This is a genomic window from Rhodanobacter ginsengiterrae (genome assembly GCF_050026815.1).
GTDB lineage: Bacteria > Pseudomonadota > Gammaproteobacteria > Xanthomonadales > Rhodanobacteraceae > Rhodanobacter > Rhodanobacter ginsengiterrae.
On sequence record NZ_JALBWO010000053.1, the window covers coordinates 129879 to 149321 of the forward strand.

Consider the following 19443-nt stretch of genomic DNA (forward strand, 5'->3'; position numbering starts at 1 on the left):
GAACCGGTCATCCGGGCGCTGACTATTCGCCGGCGCGGATTTCCGCCAAAAAAGAGGCCGGCATCAGCCGGCCCCCCTTCACCTGATGTGACTTCCGGCGGTCAGAAGAACTTCCACTCCAGCTCGGCAAAGATCGAGCGACCGTAGCCGTTGTAGTTGAAGCCGTCGTAGTAGGGATAGGCGGTGTAGGTGCTGTCCCGCGGTGGCCGCTTGTTCAGCACGTTGTTCGAGATCAGCGACACCTTGACCTCGTCGTTCACCTGCAACTGCACGCTGGCGTTGTAAGTGATCCACGGCCCCACCGTACCGGTCTCCTTGTAGTTCATCGTCGGGCCGTTGCGCATGCCGTACAACGTGGCAGACACGGGCCCCTTGGTCCAGTTGATGGTGGCGCTCTCGCGATGCTTGAACTCACGCGGGAAGGCGCGATAGCTGAGCAGATTCAGGGTGGGATCACCCGGGTACTGCTTGTAGGTATGATCAAGCGTGACGTTGTAATCGGCACCGAAGGTGAAGTCGCCGAAGCTGCCAGCCTCCCAGCGGTACTGCGCGCCAGCCGTGGCACCGGTCACCTTTTCCTCGGAGATGTTGATCGGATAGGTGCTTACGCTGTTGATGCCCGACTGCAGTGGATTGGCGGGGTTGTTGTTGCGGTCGATCAACGCCAGTGCTTCCACGCAACGCGGCGAATTGATGTCCACCGATGACCCGCCGATCGTGTGGCCAAGCCGGCAATCGGCTTCCAGCGAGAGGATGCCGTTGATGCTGCGCTGGGATACCTCGTTGCTGATGTTCACACGGTAGTAGTCAGCGTGGATGTTGAAGTTGGAGCTGGGCGACCACACGATGCCGCCGGTGAGCGACTTTGCCGTAATGTTTTTCAGGTCCTTGTTGCCGGCCTGGGTGCCGAATACCTGTTCGTTGTTGTAGGGACAGGTGTCCACGTCAAAGTGGTCGCCGTCCTCCACCCGGCAGCGGTAGTAGTCCACCACGTTGGTATAGAAACCGCTGGAGCCCTGGAACAGGCCGGCCATGTCCGGTGCGCGGAAGGCGGTGGCGTAGGTGCCGCGGATGAGCAACGTGTCGATCGGGCGCAGTTCCAGACCCAGCTTGTAGGTGGCCTTGGAGTCCGTGCGACCGGCTGCCTTGTAGGTGTCGTAGCGGGCCGAGGCGCTGGCAGTCAACCAGGTGGTCACCGGCAAGCTCAATTCGGTGGCGGCCGCGTAGCGGTCGCGCGTGCCTTCACCCTGGGTGCCGGTGAGGCCCCAGAAATAGCCGTCGATCAGGCGCGGATCGGTGGGGTTCTCCCATTTTTGGTCGCCGTATTGCAGCAGGATCGCCAGGCCGGCCGAGCCACCAGGCAGGTCGAAGAGGTTGGTATTGGTAACGGTGCCGGTCACTTCCTGCGTATAGGTATGCGAGCGCGTGCGGATCTGCTCGCTCAGCGAGTTGTATACCGCGGGCGTCATCAGCGAATAGAAGCGGTCCAGGTTGAGGTTGAAGACCGGGTAGTAATCGAAGACGGGGTCGTAGCCGATCTGGTCACCCAGGAAGTAGTTGTCCACCTTGTTTGCCACCAGATGCATCTGGCGGGTGGTAATGACGTTATCGGAGCGGTGGTAGTAGGCGTCGTAGCCCCAATCGGAATCACCGAAGGTGCCGCGGAAGCCGATATTGGCGACATAGGACCGGTTGAGATCCGTTTCATTGGCCGCGTTGCCAATGCCATTGGCGGAGCTGTCGATGGTGTATTGGGTCTGGATGAACGAACCGGGGCCGTCAGCAGCCGAACCATTGTCGACGTTGGCGGCATAGATCGGACCGAAATCGCTGCTGGAACCCCACCAGGTGTAGTTGGTGCCGACGTAGTAATCGGTCTTGCTGACGTTCAGCAGACCGTTGGCGTAGAACTGCGTATTCGGCGTGATGTCGTAGGAGAAATTCAGATAGCCGGTGCCGGCTTTCGCCCCATTCATGATGGTGGAATAGGCAGGCGAGTTCGGGCTGCCGCAGAAATTGCCGCGACCGGCCGCGTCGGTGGCGTACACGGTGGTGTTGTCCGAACCGCCGGCAACCCGGTCGCAGCTGGCCTTGCCACCGGGCACGAAGAACTGGTCGGTGCCGATCTGGTCGTAGAACAGGTCGACCAGCAGGTAGTCCAGCGCCGGTCGGGTCTGGCCCGCGGGCAAGCCCGGACGATCATTGTTGGAGTCGAACCAGCGGCGCTGGTAGCGGTAGATCGGACGCTGGTTGCGCAATTCCAGACTGTAGGTCAACTTGGCCTTTTCCCAGTCGTGGCCGCCGGTGAGCTGGAAGCGCTGGCTGCCACCGCCGCCTTCGGAGAAGCCGCCACCACGCAGGTTCATGGTGACGCCTTCAACGTGCTGCTTCAGGATGATGTTGACCACGCCAGCGATCGCGCTGGAGCCGTAAATCGCCGACTGGTTGCCGGGGACGATGTCAATGTGGTCGACCATCGCCATCGGGATGGTGGAGATGTCCACGAAGTTGCCCGAGCCGTTGTACAGCAGCGGGTAATCGGCCATCGGCTTGCCGTCGATCAGGAACAGGGTGAAGCCGGGATCGAGGCCGAGCAGGCTGATCGTCTGCGCACCCTGAGTGAAGCCGCCGGAAAACTGCGATCCTTGCACGGAACCGGTGGCTTGCGGCAAGGCCTGCAGGGCGTCGGCAACGGTGGTGAAGCCCTTTTTGGTGATGTCCTCGGCGGTGATCTGGATGGTCGGCGTGGCCGTCTCGATCTGCGAGCGCGGCAGCAGCGAGCCGGTGACCTGGATGCTCTTCAGCTTGGTGGCATCCTTCTCGCTTGCCTTGGTCGCGGGCTGATCGACTGCTGCTGTGCCGCTTTGATCCGAAGTGCTGCTGTTGTCCTGGTTCTGCGCATGAGCGGCGGTTGCCCACAACGGCAACGCCAACGAAGCACAGATGGCCGTGGCAAGAAGCTTGCGATGCATGTATTTCCCCTTGTATGGCAGGAATGCCTGCGAGGTTTCCCCATCGCAGACTTTCGGCGAATGTCCCCCGACATCCATTTGGTGACCCGATCGTCCAAGTAGTGCGGCAAGTCACGATTTCGACCATAACGCAAGCTTTACAAAGCCGCAACAAGTTGCGCTGGCATTTGATTCAGCGGGCTCTGGCTGGCGTGTTTCCCCGGATTTCGGCGAGGACTGCGCCGCAGCGATACGCGGAGCAGGCAAGGGTGATTTCGCCGCGGGCGGGACCCCGGGCGCCTTGCACGCCCGGGGCGGATGAAAGTGGAATCAGACAACAGCATCGGCTGTGAATCGGGCCGTTCCGGTCAAGGTGCTCCGGTGCCGATGTGCTTGTCCAGGAATGCCTGCAACGCCTCGTAGAACGCGAGATTGTTTTCTTCGCTGTAAAAGCCGTGTTGTTCCTTGTCGCGCACCAGCCACTCATAGGGCTTGCCGGCCTTGTCCAGCGCCGAGCGCAATTCCGTGGCGTTCTCGTAGGGGACGCGCGGGTCGTCCTTGCCGTGGATGATCAATACCGGGATGTTGAATTGGTCCAGGTGATAGATCGGCGAGATCGCACGAATGGTCGCGTCATCCGTGCCGATGGCCTGGACGAAGTAGTTGCGGCCACTGGCCGAACGGCGCGTGTCGCTGCGATGCAGTTCGATGGCGTAGTCGGAGACACCGGCATAGTCCACCGCGCACTGGAACATGCCCGGTGCGCGGATCGGCGCCATCAACGCGGAGTAGCCGCCGAAGCTGGCGCCGAAGATGCACACGCGTTTGGAGTCGGCGTAGCCCTGCCTGATCGCCCACTTCACTCCGTCGATCAGATCCTGCTGGATGCCGGTACCGAATTGCTTGTAGCCGGAGTGCTCGAAATTGGTGCCGCGCCCACCCGAACCGCGGTAGTTGACCTGCAGCACGCCGTAGCCGCGATTGGCCAGGAACTGCGACCAGGGGTCGTAGCTCCATGAATCGGCCACGCCGATCGGGCCGCCATGAGGCAGCAGGACCAGCGGCACCGGCTTGCCGCTGCTGTTCGCAGGCATGGTCAGGAAGCCTGTCAACCGGGTGCCGTTGCTGGCGGTGAAGGTGATCGGTTGGCGCGCAACCATCTGTTGCGGGTCGATCCACGGCAGGCCGCGAAACAGCGGTTGCAGGTTCATCGTGTTGCGGTCGAACAGCGCATAGGTGCCCGGGTCGCGGTCGCTGCGCGCGCCGATGATCAGCTGCATGCCGTCTTCGCTGGCGCTGGCGACGGTGAGGAATTCGTCCGGAAATTTCTCGGCCAATGCCTTGCTGACCTGCGTATAGATGCTGTCGTCGAGGTACTGGATGCGCGGCTTCCCGGTGTTGAACACCACGCCATAGGGTTGATACGGGTACGGTGTCCACAACACGTCGCCCACGGAGCCGACGGCATCGCCGGCAAGCAGCTTGCGACCGCTGCCATCGAGGTTGCTCACCACCAGTTGGTCGGGACCGCCTTCGGCGCTGTACAGCGAATAGAGCTGCTTGCCGTCGGCGCTGATGTGCATCGGCACCAGGCGCTTGCCGGTGACGCTGGCCGGCAGCTGCTTCCATGGGGCATCGGCGTTGTCGCGGCTGTAGACGTCGATGCGATAAGGATCGTCCTGGTTGCTGCCGTAGGCGAAGCGCGCCACATCCTCGTGCAACACGAAGGTCATGCCGGCCTCGTCGATCTGACCCATCAGGCGGGGGTGTCCGCTCGACGTCTCGACGTCATAGATCAGGGTTTGGCCGCTGTCGTGCGTACCGCTGCTGGCGTAGCTGCGGAACGGACTGACACTGAGGTAGACATGCCCATTGAGCTGGTGCGGCGTGCCGGCAATGAAGCCGACACCGCGAACCATCCCGAGGATGTTCATGTTGGCGCCCTTGGTATCGCGCACGCGCCAGCTGTACAGCACGCGCTTGTGCGAACCGTCGAGGTCGACAGCGACGACTTCGCCGGTGCCCTGGGGAGCTTCCAGTGTGCCGTTCTCCTCGCCCAGGCCCATCACCAGGCGGGTATTGCTGACCCAGGTGATATCGAGGGGCAGGGTTCGAGCCGCCATGTTCAGACGGCTGATCGGCTTCAGATCCGGCAGCGAAAGCACGCCGAGCTGGTAGCTGCCATCCTCGTTGTGCACCGAGACGGCCAGATGCTTGCCGTCAGGTGAAATGACCGGATTGGTCAACGACGGATGCCGGGCGAAATCCTTGTAGGGAATTTCCGCCGCATGAACGGCCATGTGCGCGAACAGGCACAGCATGGCAAGCATCATCAGGCGAACTGGATGTTGCATGGTCACTGTCTTCTCCAATGCAGAACAGGTGCATCCAGGTGCGGCTTACGGGGCAGGCGGTACACCGGGGCCGATGTTCTTTTCCAGGAACGCCTGCAATTTCGTGTAGAGCTCGATGTTGTTCTTCTCATCGTAGAAGCCGTGACCTTCACCTGGCTTGCTCATCCATTCGTAAGGCTTGTGGGCGGCTTCCAGCGCGGCGCGCATCGCCTTGGCGTGGGCAAACGGCGCCCGCTGATCGTCTTCGCCATGGATCAGGAACACCGGCACGTCGATCTTGTCGGCCAGATTGACCGGCGAGTTGGCGGCCAGCTCGGCAGGGTTGTCGCCCATCTGGACGCGCAGCGCACTGCGGCCGGCCTTGCTCTCCTGGGTATCGCCTTTCTTGTAACGCATGCCCATGTCGTAGATGCCCGCATAGCCGATCGCGCACTTGAACATGCCGGGCGCGCGAATCGGTGCCATCAGCGCAGAGTAGCCGCCGAAGCTGGCGCCGTAGATGCAGATGCGTTGCGGATCCGCGTAATCTTCCGAGATCGCCCATTTCACCGCATCGATCAGGTCCTGCTGGATCCCCGTACCCCACTGGCGGTAGCCGGCATTCCTGAAGTTGTAACCCCGGCCGCTGGAACCCCGGTAGTTCACCTGCAGCACAAGATAGCCACGACTGGCCAGGAACTGGGCGTCGTCGTCGAAGAACCAGTCGTCCTGCACGTCGATCGGGCCGCCGTGGGGCAACAGCACCATCGGCAACTTGGACAGGTCCGCACCCTTCGGGATGGTGAGGATCGCCTCCAGTTCCGTGCCATTGCTGGACTTGAAACGCAACGGCCGCCGTTCGGCCATGCGGGCCGGATCGATCCATGGCTCGACGGAAAACAGCTTGAGTACCTTGTAGTTTTTCGTGTCGATCAGGAAATAGCTGCCCGGATCGCGGTCGCTGCGGACCGAGAACAGCAGCTTGCCACCGTCTTCGCTGAAATTGACGAAGTGGACGTAGCTGCCGGGAAACTTCAGGCTGAGTGCACGGTGCAACTTCGCCACAGGCAAGTTGGCATCGATGTAGGTGAACTTCGGCACGCCGGTGTCCAGCACGGTGGCGAAGGGTTGGTAGGGAAACGGGGTCAGCTCCATCGTGCCGATGCTGCCGAAGCTGTCGCTGGCGATCAGTTTGCGGTTGCCACCGTTTTCGTCCTGCGCGATCAGGGTGACCGGACCGCCGTCGGCGGAATAGCTGGCGTAGATGCGCTGCTGGTCCGGCGTGAAGAAGAGCGGAATGAAACTGTTGCCGTTCGCATCCCCATTGACCTGAACCCAGCTGCCGCCCTGCTGATGATAGAGCACGAATTTCCAGTCGTCGTTGCGGCCGTAGGCGTAATGTGCCTTGCCGTCACCGCCGACCATGAAGTCCATGCCGCTTACCTTGATCTGACCCATCAGGCGACGCGTATTCCTCTCCGCGTCGACGTCGTACAAGGTACTGTAATCCTGGCTCTCCCAACTGTAGGTGGTCATGTAGAAGTGGCCGTTGGCAGGGGTTGGCTGGCCAGCCACGAAACCTGCGCCGCGATCCGTGCTGCGGGTGCCGGCGCGTGAGCCGGTCTGGGTTTCGAACCCATAGAGATAGTCCTGCCTCTTGCCGTCGAAATCGGTGGCGATCACTTCGCCGGTCGCCGCAGGCTGGTCGATCGAACCTACCTGCTTGCCTTTTTCCACTACCAGCCGGGTATTGCTGGCCCAGGTGATGCCGACAGCCAGTTCGTACTTGGGCAGGCGCAGCAAGCTGACCGGCCGGGTCATGTCGGCCACGTCATAGACAGCCAGTGCGTGCGAATTGCCATCGGCGTAGTTCATGTTGACGGCGAGGTGCTTGCCATCCGGGGAGAGCTGTGGCATGGACAGTTGCGCGTGGCGGGCGAAGTCCTCTACAGGGACCCGGTCGGCGGCCGCAGCGACCACGGGCAACAGCAGGCAGGCAGCGGACAACATGGTCCGCACAAGACGACAATCCATCGATTTTCTCCCCTGACGCTCCAAAAGCCTGAGTCCGGTCGCCTGGAGCGAGGCGGTCGGGCCGGATGCGGACATCCCTGGATAATTGCAATGCAGCGCTCGTCCAGACTCCCCTGGGACGGGTGGCATCAGGTCGATTCTAGTTCTTGCCAAAGCCCGGTTGGAAGAGGCGCGTCGACGCCGTCCGTTTCGATGTCCCGCTACACTTGGACTTTGCTCGCCTGCCAGGCTGCCATGTCCGAACCCTACGTCGTCCATATCAACCCCGTCGCCTTTCAGCTGGGTCCCATCCAGGTGCATTGGTACGGCCTGATGTATTTGCTGGGATTCTTCTTCGTGGCGGTGCTCGGTGAATACCGTCGCCGACGCGGGCGCCTGCCGGTGAGCCGCGATGCGCTGGGCGACCTGCTGTTCTACGGCATGCTGGGCGTGATCGTGGGTGGACGCGTCTGGTACATGCTGTTCTATGCGGACATCGACTGGATCTGGACGGCGCCGCTGACCCTGTTCAAGGTGTGGGACGGCGGCATGAGCTTCCATGGCGGCCTGCTCGGCGTGCTGGCCGCCGGCTGGTGGTGGTCGCGGCGGCAGCAGTTGCATGTGTTCGACACGATCGACTTCGTGGCCCCGCTGGTGCCGATCGGCCTGGGGCTCGGGCGGCTGGGCAACTTCATCAATGGCGAGTTGTGGGGCAAGCCCAGCGACGTGCCGTGGGCGATGATTTTCCCGAGCGCACCGGACCGCCAGCCGCGGCACCCCTCGCAGTTGTACGAAATGCTGCTGGAAGGCGTGGTGATGTTCGTGGTGCTGTGGCTGGTTTCGCTGAAGCCGCGGCCGCGTTACCTGGTATCGGGGCTGTTTGCGCTGCTCTACGGCTGCTTCCGCTTCGCGGTGGAATTCGTGCGTGTGCCGGACGTCCAGCTTGGCTACCTGTTCGGTACGCAGTGGGTAACGATGGGGCAGATGCAGTCGCTGCCGCTGATTGCGGTTGGCCTGGTGCTCATGGCGATGTCGCGACGCGCCCCCACGCTGCCGCTGGCCGGGTGACGCAGCAGCGCTGCCTGTGCGCGATGTTCTTCGTCAGGTGACGAACAGCATCGCGCAGGGGGGCGCTCCTGCGGCTGTCTGGCGATCAGAAGTTGCGATCGCCGCCGATGATGTCGCCCAGCCCGCCGAGGATCGAACCTTCGCCGCGGCGCTGCCCACCGCCCTGCGGCGCCGCCGCCAGCATGCGGCCGGCCATGCGCGAGAACGGCAGCGACTGCAGCCAGACCGTACCCGGTCCGGTCAGGGTGGCCAGGAACATGCCTTCGCCACCGAACAGCATGCTCTTGATGCCGCCGACCGCCTTGACGTCCATGTTCACCGTGTCGTGGAACGCGACCACGCAGCCGGTGTCCACGTCGAGGCGCTCGCCGGCCTTCAGTTCGCGCTGCACCACCGTGCCGCCGGCGTGCACGAAGACCCAGCCGTCGCCTTCGAGCTTCTGCATGATGAAACCTTCCCCACCGAACAGGCCGGTCAGGATCTTGCGCTGGAAGAAAATACCCAGTTGCACGCCGCGCGCACCGGCCAGGAAGGCGTCCTTCTGGCAGATCAACCGGCCGCCGTGGTCGGACAGTTTCATGGCCATTACGGTGCCGGGGTAGGGCGCGGCGAACGCCACTTTCGCCTTGCCCTGACCGGCGTGGGTGAATACCGTGGTGAACAGGCTTTCGCCGGTGATCACCCGCTTGCCGGCGGACAGCAGCTTGTCCATCAGGCCGCCGCTCTGGCCGCCGCTGGAGCCGTCGCCGAAGACGGTGTCCATCTGTACCGCGGATTCCTTGTACATCAGCGCACCGGCCTCGGCGATCGCGCTTTCACCGGGGTCCAGTTCGATCTCGACGAACTGCATGTCGGTGCCGACGATGCGGTAGTCGATCTGGTCGGCACGGTCGCCGCCCATCGATGCCGGGATCGGCGGCGGCGCCAGTGGCGTGCTGCCGAATTCCGCCACGCTGCGGATCGGCTTCCATTCCGCAAACCCTTCGCACCAGCAATAGCCGTCCGGCTGGCGCTGCGCCTGTGCCCGCGCCGCGGCGTCGTCGAGCGGGCCGATCCGGTCGGTGTTCTCGCCGTAACTGAAAAACCATTGCGCCATGGTCCATCTCCTGGTGGAAAGGCCCGAGTCTAGGCCGGGGAAGTGCGTTGCGGGAGTGACCGTTGTCATGTCTCACGGGCTAGAATCCGATGATGCACGCTTATCTCGATCTGCTCCGCCACGTCCTCGACCACGGCACCGAAAAGACTGACCGCACCGGCACCGGCACGCGCAGCGTATTCGGCTGGCAGATGCGCTTCGATCTCAACCGGGGCTTTCCGCTGGTCACCACCAAGAAGCTGCACCTGAAGTCGATCGTGCACGAGCTGATCTGGTTCCTGCGCGGCGACACCAACATCGGCTACCTGAAGGAACACGGGGTACGCATCTGGGACGAGTGGGCGGACGCGAACGGCGACCTCGGCCCGGTCTACGGCGAACAGTGGCGCGCGTGGCGCACCGCCGACGGCGGCGTGGTCGACCAGATCGCCTGGGTGATCGAGGAGATCAAGCGCAACCCCGACTCGCGCCGATTGATCGTCAGCGCCTGGAATGTCGGTGAGCTGCCGAAAATGGCGCTGCTGCCGTGCCACACGATGTTCCAGTTCTACGTCGCCAACGGCAGGCTCAGCTGCCAGCTGTACCAGCGCTCGGGCGACATCTTCCTCGGCGTGCCGTTCAACATCGCCAGCTACGCGCTGCTGACCCACATGGTTGCGCAGGTCTGTGGCTTGGGCGTGGGTGATTTCGTGCATACCCTGGGCGATGCGCATCTGTACAACAACCACCTCGACCAGGCGCGGCTGCAGTTGAGTCGCGATGAACTGCCCTTGCCGCAGCTGAAGCTCAATCCGGCGGTGCAGTCGATCTTCGATTTCCGCTACGAGGACATCGCCATTGAGGGCTATCAATCGCATCCGGCGATCAAGGCGGCGGTCGCGGTCTGAGCGTTTGACGGGCGGGCAGGCCGATGTGCCGGGTCTTTTCAGGCGCCAGCCAGGTGGGCGCCGCGGCATGTCGTGACGAGTTGCCAGGCCGTCCGCGTGAACGTGCGTCGCTGCCGCGGCATTCGCGCAGCCTGCTAATATCCAAGGCAATCGGCGGCATCGCGCGCAACCGCCAACCGCCCCTTTGACTCAAGCCTTACAAGGACTCGCCATGGCCATCTCGCTGATTGCTGCACTCGACGAAAACTTCGCGATCGGCCGCAAGGGGCAGTTGCCCTGGCACCTGCCCGACGACTTGCGCTGGTTCAAGCAATTGACCACCGGCAAGAACGTGTTGATGGGCTACAACACCGCGTTGTCGATCGGCCGCGCGCTGCCGGATCGCGTCAACCTGGTGCTCAGCCGTCGCCACGAGGCGCCGTATCCCGGCCAGATCACCGTGCGCTCGATCGAGGAAGCGCAGGCGCGCTGCAGCGGTACCGGGCTGATGGTGATCGGCGGTGGCATGGTCTTCGCCGAGGCGCTGCCGCGTGCGCGTCGCATGTACCTCACCTGGGTCAGTGCCGCGATCGACGGCGCCGATACGTTCTTCCCGGGCGTGCATTTCAGCGAATGGACCGAGGTTTCGCGCGTGCACCACAAGGCTGACGCCGAGCATGCCTATGATTTCGACATGGTCGAATATCTGCGCAACAGCTGACGGCCATGCCGGCCGAGGTCAAGCCGGCCATGCACGTGATGGCCGCGGCCATGCTCGATGCCGGGGAGCGTGTATTGCTGGCACAGCGACCGCCGGGCAAGCACCTCTCCGGCATGTGGGAGTTTCCCGGCGGCAAGCTCGAGCCCGGCGAAACGCCCCTGGCCGGCTTGGCGCGTGAACTGCTGGAGGAAATCGGCGTCGTGCTGCTGCGTGCCGAGCCGCTGATTCGGGTACCCATCCACTACCCCGAGCGCGAACTGCTGCTGGACACGTGGCAGACGGAACACTGGGAAGGCGAGCCGCAATCGCTGGAGGGCCAGGCACTGCAATGGGTGATGCCGGAGCAGGTTGATCCATCAATACTGGCGCCTGCCGATCGTTGCATCCTGCAGGCGCTGCGGTTGCCCCGCCGCTACTCGATCACGCCCGCAGACCTGTCGCCGGACCAACGCGGTCCGTGGTTCGAACGCATCGGCCAGGCCATTGAACGCAGTCGGCAACTGGTGCAGTTGCACCTGCCGCTGTGGCCGCGCGATGCCGTGCGCGAGCTGGCCGCCGCCCTGTTGCCGCTGGCCCGGCGGCATGGTTCGCAGCTGCTGCTGAGCGGCGACATCGAAGGCGCGCTGATGCTGGGCATCGGTGTGCAGCTCGACGGTCGTCAAATGGCCGGCCTTTCGGCTCGCCCGCTGCCGCTGTCGCAACTGGTCGGCGCCAGCTGCCGCCATGCCGCCGACCTGGCCATGGCCGAGCAGCTCACCGCGGACTTCGCCACGCTGTCACCGGTCGCCGCCACCCGCACTCGCCTGCAGACCCCGCCACTGGGCTGGCCACGGTTCCAGGCCCTGGCCGAAGCCGCGGCGCTGCCGGTCTACGCCCTCGGCGGCATGGCCCCCGCGCATGTCGCCCAGGCCCGGGCGAACAGCGGCCAGGGTGTCGCCGGCATCCGCGAGTTCTGGCATTTGTAGGAGCGCCTGTGCACGATGTCTTTCGTCACGTTGCGGAAAGGCATGCGCACTTCGGCGCGCCCCTACGAGGTGCGCCGGGACAGCGCCAGGTAGTGTTGGTGCAGGTCGGCCACAGCGTGGTCGAGGGCGGCCTCGTCGCCACTGTTGTCGATCACGTCGTCGGCCAGTGCCAGGCGATCGGCCCGGCTGGCCTGGTTGGCCAGCATGCGGCGGGCCAGGGTCTCGTCGATGCCGTCGCGGGCAGTCAGGCGGGCCAATTGCGTCGCTTCGGGGGCATCGACCAGCAGCACGCGATCGACCCAGCGATAGTGTGCGAGGTTCTCGGCCAGCAGCGGAATGGCCAGCAGGCAATACGGGCCTCGCTCAGCCAGCGCGCGGTCGCGCAGCCATTGCCGCACGCGGGGATGGATGATGGCCTCCAGCGTCCGGCGTGCGCCTGGATCGGTGAACACGCGCTGGCGCATCGCGGCCCGATCCAGTCGGCCGGCGTCATCCAGCACCTCGGCACCGAATGCCGCGACCACCTCGGCCAGTCCGGGGGTGCCCGGTTCGATCACTTCCCGCGCCGCCACGTCGGCGTCATGCACGTGCACGCCCAGCGCTTCGAAGCGCCGGGTCACGGCGGTCTTGCCGGCGGCCACGCCGCCGGTGAGCGCAATGACCAGGGCGGGTGCCGCAGCGGTCATCGCATGCCGGTCAGGTGCAGGTAGCCGTTCAAAAGCTCGGGACCGGTCACGAACCAGACCCAGCCAGCCGCGGCGATGAACGGCCCGAACGGCATCGGGATCTCGCGCTCATGCTTGCGCAGGGCGATCAGGGTCCCGCCCACCAGCGCGCCGATCAGCGATGACAACAGCACGATCGGCAGCAGGGCGACCGGCCCCATCCACGCGCCCAGCGCCGCCAGCAGCTTGAAATCGCCGTGGCCCATGCCTTCCTTGCCGGTGAGCAGCTTGAATGCCCAATACACGCTCCACAGGCTCAGGTAACCGATGGCGGCGGCGAGGATCGCGGCGGGCGCGCTGACGAACATCGGCAGCAGCGACAGCAGCAGGCCCAGCCAGAGCAGCGGAAAGGTCAGCTGGTCGGGCAGCAACTGGGTACGAAAGTCGATGCCGGACAGCGCAATCAGCGTCCAGGTGAAAGCCAGCCCCGCCAGTCCGGTCCAGGTGGGGCCGAATTTCCACACGATCACCGCGCTCAGCACACCGCTGAGCAATTCGACGAGCGGATACTGGATCGAGATCTTCGCCTGGCAATAGCGGCAACGACCACCCAGCAGCAGCCAGCCCAGCAACGGAATATTGTCCAGCGCCGACAACCGATGCTTGCAGTGCGGGCAATGCGACGGCTCGCGCACGATGCCTGGTGGCAACGGTTCGTCTTCCGTCTGAAGTTCCAGCACATCGCGCGCCTCGTGTCGCCAGGCCGCCGCCATCCGCTCGGGCAGGCGCAGGATCACCACATTGAGAAAGCTGCCCACCAGCAGGCCGAGTACGGCAGCCAGGGCGATCCAGAGGGCGAAGGGAAGTTCGGGCATGCGTCAGCCTAGTTATTTTGCGTCCCCGGCGAGGGTACGGTGCCTGGCGTAGGGGCGCACCCTGTGCGCGATGCTCTTCGTAACGTGGCGGAAAGCATCGCGCACAAGGTGCGCTCCTACAAAAAAGCGGCGGGCAATGCCCGCCGGCTCTTGATGCTTTTGGCTGCGTCAGACCGTGCCGGCCAGCTTGAAGATCGGCAGGTAGAGTGCCACCACCATGCCGCCCACGATGCCGCCCAGCACCACCATGATGATCGGCTCGAGCAGGGTCGACAGCGTATCGACCGCGTTCTCCACCTCTTCCTCGTAGAACTCGGCCACCTTGAACAACATGTTGTCCAGCGCGCCGGATTCCTCGCCGATGGCGGTCATCTGCACCACCATGGTGGGGAACAGGCCGGTCTGTTTCATCGCCAGTTGCAGCTGGTGGCCGACCGAGATGTCGTCGCGCATCTGCCGCACGGCGTCGCCGTAGACGATGCTGCCGGTGGCGCCGGCCACCGCCTCCAGCGCCTCGACCAGCGGCACGCCGGCGCGGAAGGTCACGCCCAAGGTGCGTGAGAAGCGGGCGATCGCCGAGTTGCGCACGATATTGCCCATCACCGGCATCTTCAGCGACAACCGGTCGAGGAAGTGGGCGAACTTCAGCGAGCGCTTCTTGGCGACGACGATGGAGACGATGCTGCCGATGATCACGCCGATCACCAGCCACCAGTAGCTCTGCATGAACTCCGACATGCTCACCAGTACCTGGGTCGGCGCGGGCAGGTCGGCACCGGCGTCCTGGAAGGTCTTGGTGAACACCGGCACCACGAACAACAGCATGATCAGCATGACCAGGAACACCACGGCCAGCACCATCATCGGGTAGAACAGTGCCTTCTTGATCTTCTTCTTGATCGCCTCGGTGCGTTCCTTGTAGGTGGCCACGGTGTCCAGCACGGTGTCCAGCACACCGGAGGCTTCGCCGGCACGTACCAGGTTGCAGTAGAGCTCGTCGAACTGCACCGGGTAGCGGGCAAGGGCCTCGTTGAGTGAGGCACCACCCTCGATGTTCTGCTTCACGTCGAGCAGGATGTTCTTGAAGCGGACGTTCTTCTGGCCATCGGCGATGATGTCGAAGGACTGCACCATCGGCACGCCGGACGCCATCATGGTGGCGATCTGGCGGCTGAACACGGCCACGTCGCCCGGCTTGACCGTGCTGCCGGTCGAACCGAACATCGGCTTGGAACGCTCGCGCACGGTCTGCGGGTTCATGCCCTGGCGGCGCAGCTCGGCCTTGACCAGCGACGCATTCTTCGCCGGCATGTCGCCCTTCATGCGCTTGCCGCGCTTGTCCAGCGCCACCCATTCGTAGGTGGTCAGCTTGCTGACTTCGGCACGTTGGGCGCCGAGCGCGCGCGCCTTGTCGATGTTCGTTGCGGTAGCCGTGGCCATGCGCATCTTCCCCCAGTGGTCCAGTCCCGGCGCCGTCCCCCGCGGGCGGCAAACAAGATATTCGTGAAGCTTATGTCATTTTTGCCCCGGCAAACCGTGGCGCCGGACGCAACTTCAGTGCGGCATTCGTCCCGATTCGGCCAGTTACTCTTTGGTCACCCGGTCGATCTCGACCAGGCTGGTCAGGCCCTGCTTCACCTTGAGCAGCGCCGAAGCGCGCAGATCATTCACTCCGGCGGCCTTGGCCGCCGCGGCGATCTCCATGGTGTTGCCACCCAGCAGGATGATCTTCTGGATCTCCTCCAGCATCGGCATCACCTGGTAAATGCCCACGCGACCCTTGTAGCCATCGTTGCAGCCATCACAGCCGACGGCCTCATAGACGGTCATTCCCTCGTCAATGTCGGCCTGGCTGAAACCAGCGTCGAGCAGCACCTTCGCCGGCAGATCCATCGGCTTCTTGCAGTCGTGCAGGCGCCGGGCCAGGCGCTGGGCGATGATCAGGGTGACCGAGGAGGTGATGTTGTACGGGGCGATGCCCATGTTCATCAGGCGCGAAATGGTCTGCGCCGCGTCGTTGGTGTGCAGGGTGGACAGCACCATGTGCCCGGTCTGCGCGGCCTTGATCGCGATCTCGGCGGTTTCCAGGTCGCGGATTTCGCCGACCATGATCACGTCCGGATCCTGGCGCAGGAACGAACGCAGCGCGCTGGCGAAGGTCATGCCGCGCTTCACATTCTGCTGCACCTGGTTGATGCCTTCGACGCGGATTTCCACCGGGTCTTCCACGGTGGAGATGTTGCGTTCCGGCGTGTTGAGCATGTTCAGGCCGGTATACAGCGACACCGTCTTGCCCGAGCCGGTGGGGCCGGTGACCAGTACCAGACCGTAGGGCTTGTGGATCGCGTCGACATAGAGCTTCTGCTGATCCGGCTCGTAGCCCAGCTTCTCGATGCCGATCTTGGCCGAGGAGCCGTCCAGGATGCGCATCACGATCTTTTCGCCGAACAGCGTGGGCAGCACGCTGACACGGAAGTCGACCGCACGTGTCTTGGACAGGTTGAGCTTGATGCGGCCATCCTGCGGCACGCGTCTTTCGGCGATATCCAGCTGCGACATCACCTTGATGCGCGAGGAGATGCGGTTGGCCATCTTCATCGGCGGGTTGGCGACGGTGCTGAGGATGCCATCCAGGCGCACGCGTACCCGGTACTGGGTTTCGAACGGTTCGAAATGGATGTCCGAGGCGCCACGACGGATCGCGTCGACCAGCACCTTGTTGATGAACTTCACTACCGGTGCGTCGTCGCCACCGGTTGCGTCGATGCCGCTGCTGGACTCGCCCTCGCCATCCCCCGCTTCGATATCCAGTTCGTCGAGGTCGCCACCACCCATGTCAGGCATGGTATTGCGCATGTTGTTCAGCAGACCTTCGATCACTTTCTGCAGTGAACCGCGCTCGACCAGGATCGGCTCGACCATGCAGTTGGAGTGGAACTTGATCTCGTCCAGCGCATGCGACTGCATCGGATCGGCGATGCCCACGTACAAGCGCTTGCCGCGACGGAACAGCGGCAGCGCCTGGTGCTTGGTGATCAGCGCTTCGCTGATCAGGTCCAGCGGCATCGTGGCGGGATTCAACGAGGTCACGTCCATCATCGGCATGCCGAACTCGACCGACGCCACCCGTGTCAGTTCGGCGCCCTCGACCAAGCCGTGATCCAGCAACCAGGTGCCGAACGCGGCCTTCTGTTGCCCGCTGTCCGCCATGGCCTTGCGGACCACGTCCTCCGGCATCACCCCTTCGGACACCAGCCGACGCGCCATGCCGGACAGACCCGTAAGCGATGGTTGCAATTGAGATGACATAAACGGCTCGACTTTGCCCCTGTATGTTGTTGAATCTACCGCAGTGCGGCCCTCAGGTCATCCATTCCCTGTCGATGCGGCACGGCATGGTGATTCAGTGTACAAAGCCAGCCCCCGCGCAGAGGCCCGGCTTTGCTCCTCCCCGTCCATGGCAGGGGAAGGCTGGGTGGGAGTGCTTTTGCCTTTGACGCCAAGAGCGACCCCACCCCAACCCTCCCCTGCGAACAGGGGAGGGAGCAAAAGCCACCCGTTCGATTCCTCCGCTGCTTGCCCGATCCCCACGGCCGATTCCTCCCCCTGCCTGCAGTGGGAGGGCAGGAGGGGGTAAAGCTCTTGATCTCCCTCCATGGTTGCCCGACGCCACCCGACCGATTCCTCCCCCTGCTTGCAGGGGGAGGGCAGGAGGGGGTGAAGCTCTTGATCTCCCCCCAACCAACCCCGCACTGCCAACTTCCCTTCTGACCCCATCCCCCCTTCACGCTATGATCCCTCCCATAATCAGGGGAGCCACCTGTTGAACCGCCTCAGCATCATCCTGCCCGCCAAGAACGAAGCGCCCGCGCTGGCGGCGTTGCTGCCGCGCCTGCGTGCCGCCCATCCCGACGCGGAAATCATCGTCGTCGACGACGGCTCCACCGACGAAACCCGCAGTACCTGCAAGGCCAGCGACATCACCTGCCTCAGTTCGCCGTACTCGATGGGCAACGGCGCGGCGATCAAGCGTGGCGCCAGGGCCGCTACAGGCGACATCCTGATCTTCATGGACGGTGACGGCCAGCACGACCCCGCCGACATCAAGCGCCTGCTGGACCAGTTGAACCGCGGCTACGACATGGTCGTCGGCGCCCGCGACTGGGACAGCCAGGCCGGCGTCGGCCGCGGCCTGGCCAACACGCTGTACAACTGGCTGGCCAGCCGCATGACCGGCCACCCCGTGCTCGACCTCACCTCCGGCTTCCGCGCCGTGCGCGCAGACAAGTTCCGCGAATTCCTGCACCTGCTGCCCAACGGCTTCAGCTACCCCACCACCAGCACCATGGCCTTCTTTCGCAGCGCCTACGCCGTGGCCTACATCCCGATCAAGGCCGCCCAGCGCGTCGGCAAAAGCCACATCAAGCCCCTGCGCGACGGCCTGCGCTTCCTGCTGATCATCTTCAAGATCGCCACCTTGTACTCGCCGCTGAAGCTGTTCGTGCCGGCGAGCGTGGTGTTCTTCCTCCTCGGCTGCGCCAACTACGCGTGGACCTTCATGCATGAAGGGCGCCTCACCAACATGAGTACGCTGCTGTGGAGCGCAGCGGTGATCGTGTTCCTGATCGGACTGATTTCGGAGCAGATCACCGGCTTGATGTATCGACGTGATGCCTGAACGTCCTTCCTCCGCTCCATGGGCATTGCTGGTAACACGCAATTTTCCGCCCCTGCTCGGCGGCATGGAAAAGGTCAACCAACATCTGCTCGAAGCGCTGGAGCCTGTATGGCGAACAGCGTTGTGCGGGCCTGCGGGGTGCGCACAATACGCTCTGCCACGGACGGAGGTGCGGCAGAGCCGGGTTAAGCCGTTGCCATTGTTCCTGGCTGCGATGCTGTGGCAAGCGACACGTCTGGCGTGGCGACGCAAACCCGAATGGGTCATTGCCGGCAGCGGCCTCACCGCGCCGATCGCCTGGCTGGCGGCGCGATGCGTAGGGAGCAAGGCGGCCGTCTATCTGCATGGGCTCGACATCGTGGTGCCCAGTCGCATGTATCAATGGCTATGGCTGCCATTCATCCGAGGCTGCGATCTCGTCTTGGTGAACAGTGGCAACACGGCGCGATTGGCACAAGGGAATGGCGTACGATCCGGCAAAGTGCATGTGCTGCATCCGGGGACCGATCTGCCCACGCTGGACGCCACGGCAGCACGCGATTTCCGCGAGCGCCATGATCTCGGGCGGCGGCCGCTACTGCTTTCGGTGGGACGATTGACCCAGCGCAAGGGGCTTGCCGAGTTTGTGGCGAAGGCGTTGCCGGCAGTTGTTTCCCATTGCCAGGACGCGTTGCTTCTGGTCATTGGCGATGAGGCCAGTGATGCCTTGCATACGCGAACAGGCTCGGAGCGCGAGCGCATCCTCGCCGCGGCCCGTGATGTCGGCGTCGAGAGAAACCTCCACTTTCTCGGGCGCTGCGACGAAGCAACCCTTGGCGCGGCCTACCAGGCCGCCGATCTGCACATCTTCCCCGTGCTTGAATTGCCGGGCGATGTGGAGGGCTTTGGCATGGTGGCGCTGGAGTCGGCGGCGCACGGTCTGCCCACTGTCGCCTTTGCAGTGGGGGGGGTGCCAGACGCCGTACAGGATGGACGGACCGGCACTCTGGTCGAGCCGGGCGACTATGGCAGTCTGGGCGAGGCCGCGATTTGGCAGCTTGCGCAGACCCGTGATGTATCGACTGCAGCCATCTGTCGAGAGTTCGCAGCCGGCAGGGCCTGGCCGGTCTTCGGCGAGCGCCTGCGCAAGCTGCTGGGTACGTCGGATGTCTGACACCCGACCGACCGATCACTCTACTGACGCGGGCGACGCGCCGTCGCGTAGGCCCCACG

General features: G+C 63.9%; 14 protein-coding genes. 6 read left to right on the plus strand and 8 right to left on the minus strand.

Features of this window, described 5'->3' with window-relative positions; genetic code table 11:
• Positions 1-101: 101 nt before the first annotated feature.
• The 3 genes from ACQGNJ_RS09360 to ACQGNJ_RS09370 all read right to left on the minus strand — a co-directional run bounded on the left by ACQGNJ_RS09360 (position 102) and on the right by ACQGNJ_RS09370 (position 7201).
• Positions 102-2972, minus strand: a complete 2871-nt coding sequence (locus ACQGNJ_RS09360) for a TonB-dependent receptor domain-containing protein (protein WP_426688974.1) — start codon at positions 2970-2972, stop codon at positions 102-104.
• 347 nt (positions 2973-3319) lie between these two features.
• Positions 3320-5305, minus strand: a complete 1986-nt coding sequence (locus ACQGNJ_RS09365; RefSeq protein WP_426688975.1) for an alpha/beta hydrolase family protein — start codon at positions 5303-5305, stop codon at positions 3320-3322.
• A 45-nt stretch (positions 5306-5350) separates the two neighbouring features.
• Entirely contained in the window at positions 5351-7201 is a 1851-nt protein-coding gene (locus ACQGNJ_RS09370) for an alpha/beta hydrolase family protein (protein WP_426688976.1), read from the minus strand.
• 351 nt (positions 7202-7552) lie between these two features.
• Here ACQGNJ_RS09370 and lgt point away from each other — a divergent pair, with 351 nt between their 5' ends.
• Positions 7553-8365, plus strand: coding sequence for a prolipoprotein diacylglyceryl transferase (lgt, locus tag ACQGNJ_RS09375; protein ID WP_426688977.1), 813 nt, complete (start codon positions 7553-7555; stop codon positions 8363-8365).
• Between the two features lie 85 nt (positions 8366-8450).
• On the opposite strand, the gene ACQGNJ_RS09380 is transcribed toward lgt, so the two are convergent.
• The gene (locus ACQGNJ_RS09380) at positions 8451-9461 is read right to left on the minus strand and encodes a TIGR00266 family protein (RefSeq protein WP_426688978.1); all 1011 of its coding nucleotides are present in this window, start codon (positions 9459-9461) and stop codon (positions 8451-8453) included.
• A gap of 92 nt (positions 9462-9553) precedes the next feature.
• Here ACQGNJ_RS09380 and ACQGNJ_RS09385 point away from each other — a divergent pair, with 92 nt between their 5' ends.
• The 3 genes from ACQGNJ_RS09385 (at position 9554) to ACQGNJ_RS09395 (ending at position 12013) form a co-directional block, all read left to right on the plus strand.
• Positions 9554-10348: a thymidylate synthase gene (locus ACQGNJ_RS09385; RefSeq protein ID WP_426689068.1), complete on the plus strand. Its 795-nt coding sequence runs from the start codon at positions 9554-9556 to the stop codon at positions 10346-10348.
• A gap of 211 nt (positions 10349-10559) precedes the next feature.
• Complete coding sequence (locus ACQGNJ_RS09390) at positions 10560-11048, plus strand: dihydrofolate reductase (RefSeq protein WP_426688979.1); 489 nt, start codon at positions 10560-10562, stop codon at positions 11046-11048.
• A 5-nt stretch (positions 11049-11053) separates the two neighbouring features.
• Positions 11054-12013: a Nudix family hydrolase gene (locus ACQGNJ_RS09395; RefSeq protein WP_426688980.1), complete on the plus strand. Its 960-nt coding sequence runs from the start codon at positions 11054-11056 to the stop codon at positions 12011-12013.
• A gap of 62 nt (positions 12014-12075) precedes the next feature.
• On the opposite strand, the gene coaE is transcribed toward ACQGNJ_RS09395, so the two are convergent.
• From coaE to pilB, 4 genes are all read right to left on the minus strand, one after another.
• The gene (gene coaE, locus ACQGNJ_RS09400; RefSeq protein WP_426688981.1) at positions 12076-12699 is read right to left on the minus strand and encodes a dephospho-CoA kinase; all 624 of its coding nucleotides are present in this window, start codon (positions 12697-12699) and stop codon (positions 12076-12078) included.
• On the minus strand, positions 12696-13553 hold the full coding sequence (locus tag ACQGNJ_RS09405) for a prepilin peptidase (protein ID WP_426688982.1): 858 nt from the start codon (positions 13551-13553) through the stop codon (positions 12696-12698). Before ACQGNJ_RS09405 ends, coaE begins: the two co-directional genes overlap by 4 nt.
• A gap of 168 nt (positions 13554-13721) precedes the next feature.
• Positions 13722-14993 carry a type II secretion system F family protein gene (locus ACQGNJ_RS09410; protein WP_426688983.1) on the minus strand — a complete coding sequence of 424 codons (1272 nt, stop codon included), beginning with the start codon at positions 14991-14993 and terminating at the stop codon, positions 13722-13724.
• A 144-nt stretch (positions 14994-15137) separates the two neighbouring features.
• Complete coding sequence (gene pilB / locus ACQGNJ_RS09415; RefSeq protein ID WP_426688984.1) at positions 15138-16862, minus strand: type IV-A pilus assembly ATPase PilB; 1725 nt, start codon at positions 16860-16862, stop codon at positions 15138-15140.
• A 514-nt stretch (positions 16863-17376) separates the two neighbouring features.
• On the opposite strand from pilB, the gene ACQGNJ_RS09420 reads away from it, so the two are divergent.
• Both ACQGNJ_RS09420 and ACQGNJ_RS09425 read left to right on the plus strand, forming a co-directional pair.
• The gene (locus tag ACQGNJ_RS09420; RefSeq protein WP_426688985.1) at positions 17377-18231 is read left to right on the plus strand and encodes a glycosyltransferase family 2 protein; all 855 of its coding nucleotides are present in this window, start codon (positions 17377-17379) and stop codon (positions 18229-18231) included.
• Positions 18224-19384, plus strand: coding sequence for a glycosyltransferase family 4 protein (locus tag ACQGNJ_RS09425; RefSeq protein WP_426688986.1), 1161 nt, complete (start codon positions 18224-18226; stop codon positions 19382-19384). The genes ACQGNJ_RS09420 and ACQGNJ_RS09425 overlap by 8 nt, the downstream gene beginning before the upstream one ends.
• The last annotated feature ends 59 nt before the right edge of the window (positions 19385-19443 follow it).

Bases quoted from the DNA above. Each gene is read 5' to 3' on its own strand.
- ACQGNJ_RS09360 (WP_426688974.1), bottom strand. From the start codon at position 2,972: ATGCATCGCAAGCTTCTTGCCACGGCCATCTGTGCTTCGTTGGCGTTG.
- ACQGNJ_RS09365 (WP_426688975.1), bottom strand. From the start codon at position 5,305: ATGCAACATCCAGTTCGCCTGATGATGCTTGCCATGCTGTGCCTGTTC.
- ACQGNJ_RS09370 (WP_426688976.1), bottom strand. From the start codon at position 7,201: ATGCCACAGCTCTCCCCGGATGGCAAGCACCTCGCCGTCAACATGAAC.
- lgt (WP_426688977.1), top strand. From the start codon at position 7,553: ATGTCCGAACCCTACGTCGTCCATATCAACCCCGTCGCCTTTCAGCTG.
- ACQGNJ_RS09380 (WP_426688978.1), bottom strand. From the start codon at position 9,461: ATGGCGCAATGGTTTTTCAGTTACGGCGAGAACACCGACCGGATCGGC.
- ACQGNJ_RS09385 (WP_426689068.1), top strand. From the start codon at position 9,554: ATGCACGCTTATCTCGATCTGCTCCGCCACGTCCTCGACCACGGCACC.
- ACQGNJ_RS09390 (WP_426688979.1), top strand. From the start codon at position 10,560: ATGGCCATCTCGCTGATTGCTGCACTCGACGAAAACTTCGCGATCGGC.
- ACQGNJ_RS09395 (WP_426688980.1), top strand. From the start codon at position 11,054: ATGCCGGCCGAGGTCAAGCCGGCCATGCACGTGATGGCCGCGGCCATG.
- coaE (WP_426688981.1), bottom strand. From the start codon at position 12,699: ATGACCGCTGCGGCACCCGCCCTGGTCATTGCGCTCACCGGCGGCGTG.
- ACQGNJ_RS09405 (WP_426688982.1), bottom strand. From the start codon at position 13,553: ATGCCCGAACTTCCCTTCGCCCTCTGGATCGCCCTGGCTGCCGTACTC.
- ACQGNJ_RS09410 (WP_426688983.1), bottom strand. From the start codon at position 14,993: ATGGCCACGGCTACCGCAACGAACATCGACAAGGCGCGCGCGCTCGGC.
- pilB (WP_426688984.1), bottom strand. From the start codon at position 16,862: ATGTCATCTCAATTGCAACCATCGCTTACGGGTCTGTCCGGCATGGCG.
- ACQGNJ_RS09425 (WP_426688986.1), top strand. From the start codon at position 18,224: ATGCCTGAACGTCCTTCCTCCGCTCCATGGGCATTGCTGGTAACACGC.